A 15,296-nucleotide genomic window follows, 5' to 3' on the forward strand; every position below is an offset into this window, starting at 1 on the left:
TTTGATAACAATTCTTCATGCAAGGACTCCTTCGAATTTATCGCGTCTAATCAAGAAGTGAATTTTGCAAAAGGCTCTAGCAAAAAAACTGTTGACCCGATCACTCATTCATGTTCATGAGGTGAATACATAATGAAGCTTTTGCTTTTCGGCGCCACCGGCCGCGTCGGCAGCCATATTTTACGGCACGCGCTGGCAGATGGCCATGAAGCTACGATTTTGGTGCGCTCTGCGGACAAGCTCCCCCAGCCTTTGCCCGAAAACGTGCGCGTGCTTACGGGAAACGTCTTGAATGAACAGGACGTCAAACTGGCGATGCAGGGCGTCGATGCCGTTATCAGCGCCCTTGGCACAGATGGCACGACCACACTGTCGGAGGGCATGCCGCTCATCCTGCATGCCATGAAGCAGGAAGGCGTCTCCCGAATTGTCACAGTAGGCACAGCGGGAATTTTGCAAAGCAGAGTCTCCCCCGATTTGCTCCGCTACCAGTCCAGCGAATCGCGGCAAAAGCTGACCAGGGCCGCCGAGGAGCACCACAAGGCGTACTTGCTCCTGCAACAATCCGGACTGGACTGGACGATTGTGTGCCCGACCTATTTGCCTGACGGCAGCTACACAGGCAATTACCGGGTCGAGGCCGATTACTTGCCTGCAGATGGCATGCAAATTTCCGTTCCCGATACGGCGGAGTTTACGTACAGGCAGCTCGGCAGTTCTGATTATTTGCGTGTACGGGTAGGGATTGCTTATTAGTTACCGTTTGAATGAAGCACGAAACCTTTTCCTTTTTTTCCGTCCTATTAAATAGCTCAAAATGATGTGTCACTTTATGTGGGAGGGAAAATGATAAAAAAACTTTTGCTAGTATGCGCGAATAGCATCATCGCCATATGGTTCTTTCTCCTTTGGTGTAACAAGATGCTGCTTGCCAGTGATATTCCCATAAACATCAGTTATGAGGAGATGAAAAGCGAAATTATTGCCATTCTCGTTTCTACAGCCATTGCTGTCCTTTACGTGAAACTGACTCCCGGCAACCCACTATATTATTTCCTTATATTTCCTACCTTTCTTTGGGGCTTTTCCATGACTCAATCATTCATGTACAACTATCACAAATACGATACGATCATGGCTATTACCGGATTTCTTTGCAGTACGTTTATTTGGATTGTTTTATTTTGTACGGCTAGACGTACAGCCACGTCCCCGTAAATACGGTCCTAACAAGAAAAACGTTCTTGTTCTTGTTTCTTCGTGGCATAAGCTATTGTGTCACAGTTCGCAGCTGAAAAGTCCTTTGATTGCCCAAAAAAGGCTCCCTGCCGCTTACAGACAGGGAGCCTTTGCTTTGTTTATGCAGCGCTAAACGCTTTACTTTTCGTTCACCAGTTTTTCCAGCTCATTCAACGTCTCTTCGAAAATCTCCATGGCCTGCTCGATCGGCTTCGATGTAGACATGTCTACGCCCGCTGCCTTCAGCACTTCGATTGGCGGAGCAGAGCTGCCCGCTTCAAGGAAGTTTTTGCGGATACGGTCAACTGCCGGCTGTCCTTCATCCAGGATTTGTTTCGCCAGCGCCTGGGACGCCGCAAAGCTCGTAGAGTATTGGTACACGTAGTACTTATAGTTGAAGAAATGGGAAACGCGCGCCCATTCCATCGCGATTTCCTCGTCGGAAACCATGTCTTTGCCGTAGTACTTTTTGTTGATGTCGAGGTAGATTTTTTTGATCGCCTCGGCGTTGAGCGATTCTCCTGCCTGCTCCTTGTCGTGAATCGCTTTTTCAAACTCGGCAAATTGCGTTTGGCGGAACAAGGTCGAGCGGAAGTTCTCCAGGTAGTGGTTCAGGAGATACATTTTCTCTTCCTTCGTCTTCGCCTGCGCGTACATGCTCTTGAACAGCAGCGTCTCATTCATCGTGGAAGCCACTTCCGCCGTAAAGGTCGGATAGTTCGACGAAATGTACGGCTGGTTTTTGTTCGTGTAGTACGACTGCATCGCATGCCCCATCTCGTGGGCGATGGTGTACACGTCATCGAGTGTGCCCTGATGGTTCAAAAGCACGTACGGATGCGTGTCGTAGGCTCCCCACTGGTAAGCGCCGGTGCGTTTGTCGTCGGTCGAATAGACGTCTACCCAGCCGCCATCCAGTCCTTCCGCCAGCACCTTCACGTAATCGTCGCCCATTGCTTTCAAACCTTCGGTGACGATTTTTTTCCCTTCCTCGAAGGAAATGTATTTGTCGTCGGATGGAACGATCGGCACATAGATGTCGTACATGTGCAGCTCCTTCACTCCGAGCATTTTTTTCTTCAAGGCAATATAGCGGTGCAGCAGCGGCAAGTTGTCGTTGACCGTGTCGATCAGCTCATCGTACACCTTGGTCGGGATGTTGTTCGGCGTCAGGCTCGCTTCCAGCGCAGAGTTGTAGTTGCGTGCCTGCGCGTAGAAATTGTCTGCCTTCACTTTTGCTGCCAGTGTCTGTGCGAACGAATCCTGGAAGTCAATCAAGGCGCTGTAGTATGCCTTGAAAGCATCCCTTCTCACACGCTGGTCCTTGCTTTCCATATACGAAATGAAGTTGGCACGCGTCAGTTGGACTTCCTTGCCTTGTTCATCCTTGATTTTCGGGAACTTCACATCTTTGGACAGCATGCTGTAAATGTTGGTTGGCGCATTGCCCAGCGGAGAGGATTTTGCCAGCAGCTCCTCCATCTCTGTGGAGAGCGAATGCGGCTTGGTTCTCAGCATGTCCTCAATGAAAAGCTTGTACGGCGCCAAAGACTTGTCAGCGAGCAAGCTCTTCATTTTCTCATCCGGAATGGCAACGATTTCTGGCTGGAGCCATGCCGTTTTTTCCGAAACAAGCGTGTACATTTTCTCGGCGCGGTCTGCCAGCTTCTGCAGCTCAGAGTTGGCCGAGTTTACGTCCAGCGACATGTTGGCGTACACATACGCCTTGTCGTTGAGCCGCATCATGTCCACGTAATCATCGAAAGCAGCGAGCATCGCCGCAGCAGAAGTCCCCAGCTTGCCCTGGTGCTTGGTAAAAGCATTCGCCAAAGCCTCCACCTTGACTACGTCTTTTTCCCAATCCTGAACAGTCGGGTAAATATGATTCAGTTTCCACTTATATTGGTCTGGAATTTCAGCGCGGGTCTGATAATTTGGCTTTTCCGCAGCAAAAGCGACTGCCGGCGTGCTGTACGGAATAAATGGTACCGATACGGCCGAAAACGCAATAGCCAAAGCTGTAACTGATGCAAACACTTGCTTTTTCAAATCTCAATCGCCCCTTTTCCTTACTCTTTATCTTTTCCAATTTCTAGTTAGTGTAATTACGTTGTTGCACGTCCAAATTCCTTCTTATTAAGAAAAATATTTTAAATATTTACTAACAACAGTCAATTTATCCAGAGAAAATTCAGATTTGTGGATAATTTTGTGGATAACTGTCTATCCACAGCTTGTTTATTCCCAACCCCCTTTTCCGTTTTGCATTTTTCGACAAAAAGTTGTCCACATTTTCTGTGGATAGAGTGTGAATAACTTATTTTCGTCGGAACCAGGGCATTCGCCCATACCTATTTTCATGTTCCTACATAGCATGAGTATTGAAACTAGGGTAGGAGGTGTTAGCAAGTGGGTCTCTTTAACGGCTTCGACGATTTCGCGCTGATCCTGGTTCTTTTCATCCTTCTCGTAATCGTAGGTTGTGACTGCGACTAAGCTTCCCGCTGCCATCCGGCCTATCTGAAGGTAAGCTTGCACGACCATGCATCTTACCTTCCCCATTCCACATAGATCATTGACTGGCTACGCAGCCGACGGAAAATGATCGGTCATAACCTTAAAGTACAATCACCGGGAGATACATCTGATCGTACAAAAAGGAAAAAAGGATGCGCCGCTTGCTACGGGTTGCATCCTTTTTTTATCCACAACCAAACTTCCATTACTTCGCGCCACTCGTGAAACTCGACCATTGTGACTTATTCACATTGCCCGCCTGATCTTGCAGCAGGCCGCCAGCGAGACTGACCTGATAGCTCGTATGCGGCTGCCATTTTCCTTTTGGCTTGATCGACAGCATTCGCTTGCTCTTGTTCCAGGTGACGGTATGCGGGACAGCCTGGCCTTTTTCATCTGTCAAGCGCACAAGTCCTGCCGCCGTTTTGCTGGAGAGTGCTCCTCCGCTTGCCAGAGTCACTTCCTCCGCAAACTGCAGCGTCACTTTCTCCTCCAGCTTCACCTGCTTGGCGCCATGACCAGGCAAAATAATCGCCTGCGGAGCAATGTTATCCACGGGCTTTTTTGTCGTGAACGCAGCGGACAGCTCCGGGTTCAGCTCCCCTCGCGCATCCTTCAGCTTTTTGGCGGGCAGTGTGACGCGATACGCTTTTCCCGCCTCCAGGTTACCCACAGGGTCGATCACGATGCTTTTCGCTGTCTTGTTCCACTTGGCTGTGAACGGGACTTTCTTTTTCTTTTCGTCCACAAGCTGCACGATGGACAGCAACGACTTGTCCGTGATGTCACGCGAATTTGCCAAACGGACCGTCCCGGAAAACGTCAGCGTAATGACAGCGTCTGCTGCTACCTCTGTCGCTTTGTCCGTCGGCGAGACGCTTATCTTCCAGTTGCTTGCGTCCTTCGCCCATGCCGCCTGTGAAAACGCAAGCAGCATCCCCAGCACAGCGATCCATTGCATCCACAACCGTTTGGCACTCATCCTAACCATCCCTTTCGTCTGCGTGGCGAAAGCTTTTGGTCAGCTCCACCACTGTTTACGGACAGTGTAGAAAAAGACAGACGGTTCCTTCAAAAGTTTTTTGCTTTACTCTTTCGGCTCTTCCTCTGCGCGCACCAATATTTTTTTCAGTTTGCGTTCAAATTCAAGACGACCGATCATGACACTGTGGTCGCAGCCCGTACATTTGATTCGCACGTCCATGCCCATGCGAATGACTTTCCACGCATTTGTTCCGCATGGATGCGGCTTTTTCATTTGTACGATGTCCCCCAGCCCAAATTGCTTCCTTTCCATCTCTCTTCTCCCCTCTACTCTATGCTTGGCCTTGTGCCTTGCCCGACATCGCGACGATTTTCGGATACGGAATCTGAATGCCCCGTTTGGTAAACTCGGTGCGAATCATCGCCCGCAGGTTGCGATTGACGCCGTGGTGGGTGTTCGGCTTGCACTCGGCAGTCACCCGCATGACGACCTCAGACGGCCCCAATGCTTGTACGCCCAAAATTTGTGGCTCCGCCACGATATCTGTCAGCTCGGCTTGCGCTTTTGCCAGCACTTCTTTCAGCACTTCTTCAACCTGACCCAGATTTTCCTCGTACGCTACCGAGACATCCACAACAGCCAACGTATTTTGCAGCGAAAAATTGGTCACTTGCGTAATGGTTCCGTTCGGGAAAATAAATACTTCTCCCGTCCAACTGCGCACGCGTGTGATCCGCAGGCCAATCTCCTGTACGGTCCCGGTCATGTTATTGATCGTCACGACATCCCCTACAGCAAACTGGTCTTCAAAAATGATAAAGAAACCAGTGATAATATCGCGCACGAGACTTTGCGCCCCAAAGCCGACAGCCAGCCCGAGCACCCCTGCGCTCACCAACACAGGCCGCAAGTCGATCCCGATCAGTTGCAAGATCATCAAAATCGCCAGGAAATAAATCGTGTACTGAATGATATTGTTAACGAGCACGCGCATCGTATCGACACGGCGTTGATCCAGTTGGAGCTTGCCGCCTCCGTGGCGATGATGAAAAATGCGGTTGACTGTCGCGTGCAACAACGAAACAACGATACGCGAGGCAACGATGATCGCCAAAATTTTCGCCAGCACCATCCCTACAGTTACCCACATGTCGGCATCTGTGAGATAGTCGTAAATTTGGTTGTACAGCTTTTGAAAAAAGCCTTCTGCATTTGTAGTATTCATTCTGTCCTCTCCTTCTGTCTGCCGTATTCGTCAACCTCCTGGTATCGGCCAGCAAACTGACGAAAATATCCTCGAATGACTACTTGCTGCTCTTCCATGATCGTTTTCGCGCGAGAATAGTCAGGCAAAGGAAACTCAATGGAAAGGGCACAGCCAGCCGTTATCTCTTTTGGCGTCGGTCTTGTGTCGATATCAATATCTTCGTACTCCAGCAGCATTTCTGCACGCAAAGCTTGCTGTGTGGAATCAAATGCAATCAGTACAGTCTCTCCTTCCATCCCTCTCCCTCCTTCGTGTCCTTGTTTTCTTTTTCACAAGGCTTTGCTGACGTGCTTCTCTTATTTTACCCGTTCAATTTCCGGCTTGCCAGCTTCGCTGATTTTTCAAAACCTCCACAACCTTCCCATTAGCAGGTATAAAAATGACTTCCCGGTACTATACTGTGAATACTCTTCTATAACGTTTAGGCCAAGTCCGCAAGAGTGGGGGTAGCCATGAGTACATTTGAAAATCTCAAAAACTGTTCTTTGCCACCTTTTAAAGTGGAATACCGCAGTGAAAACGCAGACGATCATCTGGCTAGACACCTTGCGCAGCGCTTTCGCTTAAAACCGTATGATGAAGACATTGTAATTATATGTATCGGCACAGACCGTTCGACAGGCGACGCGCTTGGGCCGCTCGTCGGAACCAAGCTGCAAACTGCCGCGCCCAGTCATTTGCAAGTGTACGGAACGCTGGACGATCCGGTGCATGCGATGAATCTCAAGGAAAAACTCGATTCCATCCAAACGAACCACCCCAGCGCTACACTGATTGCCGTAGACGCCTGTCTGGGCCAATTCAGCCACGTCGGCAACATCAATGTCATCAGCGGTCCGCTAAAGCCAGGTGCCGGGGTCAAAAAGGAGTTGCCGCCTGTCGGTACGTTTCACATTACTGGAATCGTCAATGTCGGCGGCTTCATGGAGTATTTCGTACTCCAAAACACGCGACTTGCCGTCGTCATGAACATGGCCGAGATTATTGCCTCTGGTTTGGCCAAAGCCGCGACACTCGCTGCTGCGCCGAACCGTTTGGATAGTGTTTTGCACGACTGACCATCTTCCCTCGACCTTTTCAAATCAATAGCCATTTTCTTTGACTTGCCCGGTCCCTCTGCGGATGGCAAGTCTCTTTTTTTAGACGAAAATCACCTGTTGACCGGGAAGCATTTTCACCTGAACGGGGGTTTCCCCCATCAATTCGCCATCGGCATGAACCATGAGCGGCACAGCCGTTTCAATCGTGACCTGGCTCCCGCGGAAAAAGGAAACTTTCGGATGCGTGACATGGGTGCCTGTGTATATTTTCAAAAAGGCGCGCAGCAGCTCGCCCCGGCTTACATTGCTGACGACGCAAATATCCGTCAGGCCATCGTCGGCGACCGCCATTGGGCAAATTTTCATTCCCCCGCCGTAATTCGGAATATTGGCTGCTGTCACAAGCCAAACTCCCGACTTGTCGATCGTTTGCCCGTCGACCTGCAAGCTCAGATGGCCCGGCTTGAAGTTGCGCAGCTCCCGTAAAACGGAAATGACATAAGCCAGTCCACCCAGTCCGTATCGGTTCAGCCACGCTTTATATTGCGCTGCATCGGTCGCTTTCGCTACTTGCGCATCAAAGCCTGCTCCAATCGAATTTGCAGCAATTCGCCCGTTCATCAGCATCAGATCAATCCGTCTTTCTGCTTTTTCTGACAAAATTCGCTCCACTGCCTCGCTCGGATCGTTGACAATGCCGTGCGCCCGGGCAAAGTCGTTCCCTGATCCAGCCGGCACCAAGCCAAACTTGCATGCTTGTCCGGACTGATAGATCCCGTTCAACACGCCATGAACGGTTCCGTCTCCCCCTATTGCAATGATTTTATTTACTCCCTCTTTTTGAATCAACTCTTTTGCCAGCTTTTCCGCGTCTCCCTCTCCCAATGTCTCCCTCACGGAAAAAACCGCTCCTAAGCCATTTACAGCAGGCTCTATCCTCTCCCATACTCTCTTCCCTTTGCCATTTCCCGCCACGGGATTGACGATAAAACCCACCATTGACTTTCTCTCCCCACAAGACGCTTTCCGTTCTAATGGTCATTATCGCACGACATTTTCTTTTGATGATAGCGGTTTTTTTTATGCCAAACTTACATGTCGCATTCCTTTCGCTCCGTTGTTCCTCGCTGTATGGTTTACAGTGGCATGGCCCGCTGGATTGCTGTCTTTTGTTAATGAGTTCGTCGCGTCAAAAAAAGTAAGTCTCAGCAGCTCCGTTTACTGTTTACTTGGTCTCACACTATTATTACGAGTTGTTGTGGACAGTCCCTTGAAATCAAATGGCTATGTGTGTGCCTTTTGCAGTAGGTCATTTCAAACGGCACAGCGCACGGCTACCTGTCATGCTCTCTGGTTTCTTCTTTCTGCCTTTTCCCTTTGTCCTGCTTCATTTCTCTTTCCCCACTCTTCCTACTTGCTCCCTAGCTTTTACTCCGAACCCCCGACTCCCCCTACAGCTTTGCCTTTGCCTGCTCCCATCTTTAAAATGTCCGCCCTGAGTTCTACGCGCCCCATCGCCCTGCATGAAAAAAAGACCCCTCCTGCACGCTACCCGCGCACAGAAAAAGTCTTTTCCCGCTATCTTGCCATCTTATAAAAAACTGGACAACCACTGGCTAATCGGAACTCCCAATGCTGCAATCACCAGTGCGGGCAGCATGTTCGCTACATTGATATTTTTGATCTCCAAAATGTTGATCCCAATCGCGATAATCATCAAGCCACCCACTGCCGTTACTTCTGCCAGCATCGCATCGAGCATCGTTTGGCTCACCACACTGTAAATTTGGGTAGCCAGCAACGTCAGCACACTTTGGTACAAAAACACAGGTACTGCTGAAAATATGACGCCAATCCCTAGCGTCGAAGTGAAAATAATCGCGGAAAAGCCGTCCAGAAGCGCTTTGGTGAACAAAATGTCGTGGTTGTTTCGCAACCCGCTGTCCATCGCTCCCAAAACAGCCATTGCGCCGATACAATAGACCAGAGTAGCTGTTACAAACCCGGTGGCAATACTGCCTTTTCCGCCGCCAACCTTCCGCTCCAGCCAGTGCCCCAGACGATTCAAGCCTTTTTCAATCCCCATCAATTCCCCGATAATTGCCCCCAAAACAATGCTGACGATCACCAATAAGAAGTTGCCCGATCCAAGGCTCATCTTGACGCCCAAAATCATCACAGCCAGCCCGATTCCTTGCATGACTGTATGTCGGATCGAATCGGGAATCCTCGTCAAGAGCCTCCCCAACAAAGCTCCTACTATGATGGCGCCAGCGTTTACCAGGGTTCCTAACAAGATCACGTGTGTGTCCTCCTACCGCTACCTTACGAAAACGCCGATGCTATCTCTCTAACAGCGTTCATAAGAGCTTCTACGTCTTTCTCTGTATTGAACATCCCAAAACTGGCCCGCACCGCTCCCCGCTGCTCGGTCCCTGCCGTATGGTGCCCCAGCGGCGTGCAATGATAGCCCGATCTCGTTGCGATTCCGTATTGTTGATCGAGAATAAAGGATACCTCCGATGCATCCACCTGCCCGATGTTGAACGCGATTACTGCGACCCGCTCTGTTTCAATTCCCGGACCGTACACCTCTACTCCAGGAATTTGCTGCAGACCTGTGATCGTTTGCTTGGCAAGCTCCCATTCATGCTGGCGAATGTTTTCCACGCCTTTTTCCAGGACAAATTCGACCCCGGCCAGTAATCCTGCCAAACCGACTGTATTCAACGTCCCGCTCTCGTAGCGGTCCGGACGCGTAGTCGGTTGCTCAATCGCTTCTGATTGACTGCCAGTTCCCCCATGCAGCAACGGCTCCAGATCAATGTCGCTGTGCACATACAATCCGCCTGTCCCTTGTGGACCATACAGCCCTTTGTGCCCGGGAAACGCCAGCATGCCAATATTCATTTCTTCGACGTGAATAGGCAGCACTCCCGCCGACTGCGAGGCGTCTACCAGAAACGTGATACCCTTCTCTTTGGCCAGTTTGCCCAACTCTGCAATCGGCAAAATAACACCTGTCAGGTTGGAAGCGTGGCTTACGACCAGCAGACGCGTGTTTGGCTGGATCGCCTTGGCAAAATCGTCAACATGAAAAAGATGATCGCCTCTAGGCTCGACAAAAGTAGCTTCTACCTGATGGACGCGGCGCATATATTCAATAGGACGTCTCACTGAATTATGCTCCACTGACGAAGAAATCACATGATCGCCCGGCTTTAGAAACCCTTTGATCGCCTGGTTGAGTGCTTGTGTCGCATTTAGATAAAAAAAGAGGTTATTCGGGTTTTGAATCCCAAACAACCGCGACAACTGCACTCGTGTCCGAAACACGGTCTTGCTCGCTTTCATCGCCAAGGTATGTCCACCCCGGCCAGGGTTGGCGGCAAAATCTTCGATGACTTCAGCCATCCGCTCTTTCACGCCGGGTGGCTTCGGCCAAGTTGAAGCTGCGTTATCCAAATAGATGATCGCCATGACTACCTCCTGGACTTACTTCTCATCATTCAGTATCTCAATGATCCGCTGCAAATCTTCCTGCGAATAAAAGTCAATTTCGATCTTGCCGCGTTTCGCGCCTTTTTTAATTTTCACGGCGGTTCCAAAGCGACTGCGCAGCCGTTCTTCCAGCTCAACCAAAATTGGCTCGCTTTTTGCCGGCTTTTTCTTCTTTGTTTCACGTGAAACACTCAACTGTTTGACCAACTCTTCCAGTTGTCGCACGTTCAGCCCTTTTTCCACTACATCCTTCGCAAGCTGCTTTTGCACTTTCTCATCTGAGACACCCAAAAGCGCCCGAGCGTGGCCCATGGACAACTCTGCTGCTGAAACCATTTTTCGAATGCTTTCCGGAAGTTGCAACAGCCGCAGCATGTTCGCTACATGCGGTCTGCTTTTTCCGATTCGCTGAGCAAGCTGCTCTTGGGTATAATCGTGGTGCGCGATCAGCTTTTCATATGCTTCCGCTTCTTCCAACGGATTGAGGTTTTCCCGCTGCAGATTTTCAATCAGCGCAATTTCCATCAACTGCTGATCGGTGTAGGCTTTGACGACTACCGGAACCTGCTTCAAGCCCGCGAGCTTCGCTGCACGCAAGCGTCTTTCTCCCGCTACCAGCTCGTAACCCTTGATGCTTTTCCGGACAATCAGCGGCTGGATAATGCCATGTTCCCGTATCGAGTTTGCCAATTCATCAATAGCCGATTGTTCGAATTCTTTACGGGGCTGATACGGGTTGGGACGAATCTCACTGACGGAAACCTCTTTTACTTGCTCCCCTTCTTCAATGAGATTGGACGTAATAAGTGCATTCAGCCCTTTTCCCAAACCTCTACTCATACCCCTACCACTTCCTTCGCCAAGTCAGAATAAACTTCTGCACCACGCGAGCGTGGATCGTACGTTATAATGGCTTGTCCATGTGATGGCGCTTCGCTCAAACGAACATTTCGCGGAATAATCGTTTTGTACACTTTCTCCTGGAAGTACTTTTTCACTTCCTCAATCACTTGCAGCCCCAAATTCGTGCGTGCATCCAGCATGGTCAGCACGACGCCTTCAATCGCCAATTGCGAATTGAGATGCTTTTGTACCAGGCGAATTGTGTTCAACAGTTGGCTCAACCCTTCCAATGCGTAGTATTCACATTGAATCGGGATCAAGACCGAGTCAGCAGCAGTCAGGGAGTTGACTGTCAAAATTCCCAAGGAAGGCGGGCAATCGATAATGACAAAGTCGTATTTGTCCTTCACAACCTCCAAGGCTTTTTTCAGACGAACCTCCCGGGATATCGTTGGAACCAATTCAATTTCTGCTCCCGCCAATTGAATCGTCGCCGGAATAATCATCAATCCTTCAATCTCGGTAGGCAGAGTCGCATCTACGGGGCTGATGTCGTTAATGAGAACATCATAAATACAATAGCGGACATCGGCTTTGTTTACTCCGATACCACTGGTTGCGTTCCCTTGTGGATCAATATCCACCAGCAGCACCTTTTTCCCCAATGCGGCCAGACAAGCACTTAGATTGACGGACGTAGTCGTTTTCCCGACGCCGCCTTTCTGGTTCGCAACCGCAATGATTTTACCCAACTTCTCCACCTCATTTTTCTCGTGTAGGAAAGCTTGTGATTTTGCCTAGCAAGATACAATCGCCAGCTTTCCGGAACGCCTTCAAGAATATCTGGTTTGTGCCAAAAGACTCGTGATCGGTTATCTTCAACTGCCTATGCTCTGCCTGATCCGGCTGGACCCGGGCAGATTCTTTAACTATCTAAGAACTTTTCAATGTGGGGCCTGTGACGTTGCCTCTGAAATGTGTGTATCAGGTAGCGTTATGGAAAAGCTTTTTGCGGGATGGCGGTTGTTGTTTCCAACCAGGAAGAAGCTTTCGGACAGCTTTTTCAGGCTTCCATCCGTTCCAAACTTCCCCTTCTGAAGCAAAAAGCTGCGCTAGCTTGTCTGTTATACACAAAACGAAACCTCATCGCGAAACAACGACTACCCCAAAACGTAAAAAAAGCTTGGTACTACCCATGTTACCAGATTTATTGCTTGCCCGTACGCTGTTTTTTTGATATTGAGACAATTTGTCCTTAATTTTGTCCGAACAGTTCCGATTGTCCCCTTTTTGCCAGAAAAAGATGCTTCTTACGCAAGCAAAGCTTGGAAAAAACGGTCAAGGCCGCGCATGCAAACTCCCAAAAAGAATCGGTCGTGCAGGTAGTCGGGCACAGTCGTAAGTGCTCGCTGCTCCGATCTATTACTTTTCTCATTCGGATTTGCCCAAAAAGAAAGGCGACCCTGTCGCCACGCCCTTGCCGTTTTTTCGTTTTATGTTTTGATATGTTCTTTTTTTATGGGAGTGGCTTTCTGTTCTCTATTATCTATTATTATAGAGACAGAGGTATAGTGGGGCAGGTGTTGCCGTTCATGCTCTTATGTTGCGATTCTTGGCGTTTTTTCGGACTGTTGGCTTTCTAAAGGGTACGGGACACGATTTGATTTCAACTCGCATGGATTTCGCGAGGTCACGCGGGCGGGCACGACGGCACTTTAGTTCGTAAGCTTTTGCAAAAGCATGATCCGCAGCGTCACTTCAACTCGTTAGGTTTTTGTAAGGACATCGTTTTCAACGGTACTATCGCTCGTAGGCTTTTGGCAATGCCAGATTTACAACGGCATTTCAACTCGTAGGCTTTCGCGAGGACACGATTCACAACGCCATTTCTCGCAAGCTTTTGGCAATGCCATGATTCGCACGCCATTTTAGCTCGTCAGCTTTTGGCAATGCTATGATTCACACGCCATTTCAGCTCGTAACCATTTGGCAAGCCACGGTTCACAGCGCCGCTTCTATTCGAAATCTATTCGTAAGATCACCATTCACGACGGCACTTCAACCCACAATCTTTTCTCACAGCCTTCATTCTCGCCGCCCTTTTAACTCGACAACTTTTGCAACGCTCCGCCCTTAAATCGCAGGCTTAGCGCAAGGGCACGATTCGGAATATCACTTCAACTGGCGAGCTTTTCCCAAGTCTACGATTTTTGACGCTATTCAACTCGCAAGCTGTTTCCCAAGTCCACCATTCACAACGCAACTTCAACTCACAAGCTTTGCGCAAGGCAACGATCAAAACCGCCTTCAAATCGCAGACTTTTTGCAAGGCCGCGATTCTCAATACGTGTTCAACTCGTAGGCTTTCGCTAGGACACGATTCACCATGCCCACAACTCATGACGAAGCCCATCTCGCCCAAAAGCCACTACCCGAAATCGACTACGCCCTTCTTGCAAAAACAGCCCTTCTCATAGAAGAGAAGGCAGCTAAGCCCTTCGCCTACCATACTTCGTACACTTGCTTCCTACTTGTTATTTTTCGGAATCCGAATGGTGAATTGATAAAATTCATCATGGTCTTCCTCGTTCGTCTCTACTGGCAAGCCCGTCTGCATGACCATGTCAATCGACTGGCGCACTGTATTGATCGCGATGCGGGCATCTCTGGAGAATGCTTTCCAGCGCGGTTTTGACTCTTTTTCCGCCTTTGGATTTTCCGCCGCTTCCAGAAGCTGCTTGACGCGCACCTCTGTCTGCTTGACATTCCACTCTCGCTCCAGGATTTCTGCCAGCACTTTTACTTGCAGTTCCGCGTCCTTGAGTGGAATCAATGCTCGCGCATGGCGCTCTGTCACCTGGCGAGTCAACAGCGCATCTTGCACCTCCTGCGGCAAATGCAAAAGTCGCAGCTTGTTGGCGATGGTCGACTGCCCTTTTCCCAGACGCTGCGCCAGACTCTCCTGCGTCAAATCGTGCAAATCGATCAGCTTCTGATAGGCAACAGCCTCTTCAATCGCCGTCAGTCCTTCGCGCTGAAGATTTTCAATCAAGGCAATCGAAGCTGTTTGTGCATCGTTGAAATCTTTGATGATCGCAGGAATTTTCTCCATGCCTAACTTTTTTGTTGCGCGCAAACGCCGTTCTCCGGCAATCAACTCGTAGCGGCCGTCTCTCACCCGGACAACGATCGGTTGAATCAGCCCATGAGTGCGAATCGTTTGACACAGCTCGTCGATTTTCTCGTCATCAAAAACCGTTCGAGGCTGATATGGATTTGGCACAATCTCTTCGACTGGAAGCTGCCTGATTTCTTCATTATCTGTCTTGTCTGTCAATCCAAAAATCCGAGAAAATGAATCCTTCACTGCCATAGAAAAATCCCCCACTTCTACCCGTTCCATCGCGCTAATGTAAAACCACTGCTGCTCTGTGCGTAAAGCTTTCGAGACTCCAGCTCTCTAAGCATCTGCCGAAGAACTGAATGCCAAGCGGCACGGGCTTCTTCATCAGTCATTCCAAGCCTCGCCGCCAAGTCGACGCGACTAGCTGCGCTGCCTTTGCATCATCACCTGCAAAAAGTAATCCTGCGACGCCAAAAGCTGTCTGTAATCAACCGTTTTGCTTAAACAGGCAATCCTGTACAAATTTTTGCGTGGTGAAAACGAAAAACATCCCTCCACGTGAAAAAAAGGTCCTGTCCATTCACATGGCAGAATCTCGGCAAAAAGCTATTTGTCTTTCTGGTGTAAATATCGGCTGGAATTGACTGTTAAAACATATACACATTCGCTAGTCCGCGCGCCTTGCCATTTTGTCAGGCATGACGAAGTGCATCAGCGCCCGCTTCAGGCATTTTTTCGCTAAAAACCCTCCGCTATGCTGCCAGCAGCCGCTCAGAGTTG

Annotated in this window: 14 protein-coding genes; 2 read left to right on the forward strand and 12 right to left on the reverse strand. The window is 49.5% G+C overall.

The annotated features are described in order from the left end of the window. Positions 1–132: 132 nt before the first annotated feature. Positions 133–756 carry an NAD(P)-dependent oxidoreductase gene (locus tag AC3WQH_RS22025; protein WP_005828367.1) on the forward strand — a complete coding sequence of 208 codons (624 nt, stop codon included), beginning with the start codon at positions 133–135 and terminating at the stop codon, positions 754–756. Between the two features lie 621 nt (positions 757–1,377). Here the strand turns inward: AC3WQH_RS22025 and pepF are convergent. From pepF to AC3WQH_RS22055, 6 genes are all read right to left on the reverse strand, one after another. Beyond that, entirely contained in the window at positions 1,378–3,288 is a 1,911-nt protein-coding gene (gene pepF / locus AC3WQH_RS22030; protein ID WP_005828363.1) for an oligoendopeptidase F, read from the reverse strand. Positions 3,289–3,477: 189 nt separating this feature from the next. After that, positions 3,478–3,783 carry a hypothetical protein gene (locus AC3WQH_RS22035; protein WP_005828362.1) on the reverse strand — a complete coding sequence of 102 codons (306 nt, stop codon included), beginning with the start codon at positions 3,781–3,783 and terminating at the stop codon, positions 3,478–3,480. Positions 3,784–3,961: 178 nt separating this feature from the next. Beyond that, on the reverse strand, positions 3,962–4,738 hold the full coding sequence (locus AC3WQH_RS22040) for an Ig-like domain-containing domain (RefSeq protein WP_492332248.1): 777 nt from the start codon (positions 4,736–4,738) through the stop codon (positions 3,962–3,964). Positions 4,739–4,843: 105 nt separating this feature from the next. Further along, positions 4,844–5,053, reverse strand: a complete 210-nt coding sequence (locus tag AC3WQH_RS22045; RefSeq protein ID WP_005828358.1) for a DUF951 domain-containing protein — start codon at positions 5,051–5,053, stop codon at positions 4,844–4,846. A gap of 19 nt (positions 5,054–5,072) precedes the next feature. Next, positions 5,073–5,966 carry a mechanosensitive ion channel family protein gene (locus AC3WQH_RS22050; RefSeq protein WP_005828356.1) on the reverse strand — a complete coding sequence of 298 codons (894 nt, stop codon included), beginning with the start codon at positions 5,964–5,966 and terminating at the stop codon, positions 5,073–5,075. Beyond that, a complete protein-coding gene (locus tag AC3WQH_RS22055; protein ID WP_005828354.1) occupies positions 5,963–6,244 on the reverse strand; it encodes a putative Se/S carrier protein in 282 nt (93 codons plus the stop codon). The genes AC3WQH_RS22050 and AC3WQH_RS22055 overlap by 4 nt, the downstream gene beginning before the upstream one ends. A gap of 216 nt (positions 6,245–6,460) precedes the next feature. Between AC3WQH_RS22055 and yyaC the strand changes: the two genes are divergently transcribed. Continuing rightward, positions 6,461–7,066 carry a spore protease YyaC gene (gene yyaC, locus AC3WQH_RS22060; protein ID WP_005828352.1) on the forward strand — a complete coding sequence of 202 codons (606 nt, stop codon included), beginning with the start codon at positions 6,461–6,463 and terminating at the stop codon, positions 7,064–7,066. Between the two features lie 81 nt (positions 7,067–7,147). Here the strand turns inward: yyaC and AC3WQH_RS22065 are convergent, their stop codons facing one another. From AC3WQH_RS22065 to noc, 6 genes are all read right to left on the reverse strand, one after another. Then, positions 7,148–8,047 (reverse strand): diacylglycerol/lipid kinase family protein, encoded by a 900-nt coding sequence (locus AC3WQH_RS22065; RefSeq protein WP_492332249.1) that lies wholly within the window; start codon positions 8,045–8,047, stop codon positions 7,148–7,150. 592 nt (positions 8,048–8,639) lie between these two features. Further along, complete coding sequence (locus AC3WQH_RS22070; protein WP_005828347.1) at positions 8,640–9,350, reverse strand: DUF554 domain-containing protein; 711 nt, start codon at positions 9,348–9,350, stop codon at positions 8,640–8,642. A 23-nt stretch (positions 9,351–9,373) separates the two neighbouring features. Then, on the reverse strand, positions 9,374–10,528 hold the full coding sequence (locus AC3WQH_RS22075; RefSeq protein WP_005828345.1) for an aminotransferase class V-fold PLP-dependent enzyme: 1,155 nt from the start codon (positions 10,526–10,528) through the stop codon (positions 9,374–9,376). Between the two features lie 15 nt (positions 10,529–10,543). Beyond that, on the reverse strand, positions 10,544–11,389 hold the full coding sequence (locus AC3WQH_RS22080) for a ParB/RepB/Spo0J family partition protein (protein ID WP_005828344.1): 846 nt from the start codon (positions 11,387–11,389) through the stop codon (positions 10,544–10,546). Continuing rightward, positions 11,386–12,144 (reverse strand): ParA family protein, encoded by a 759-nt coding sequence (locus AC3WQH_RS22085; RefSeq protein WP_007779793.1) that lies wholly within the window; start codon positions 12,142–12,144, stop codon positions 11,386–11,388. The genes AC3WQH_RS22080 and AC3WQH_RS22085 overlap by 4 nt, the downstream gene beginning before the upstream one ends. Before the next feature lie 1,775 nt (positions 12,145–13,919). Further along, complete coding sequence (gene noc, locus AC3WQH_RS22090) at positions 13,920–14,765, reverse strand: nucleoid occlusion protein (protein ID WP_007779796.1); 846 nt, start codon at positions 14,763–14,765, stop codon at positions 13,920–13,922. Between the last annotated feature and the right edge of the window lie 531 nt (positions 14,766–15,296).

The sequence above is a fragment of the Brevibacillus sp. FW301-21C12A genome, from assembly GCF_058788915.1.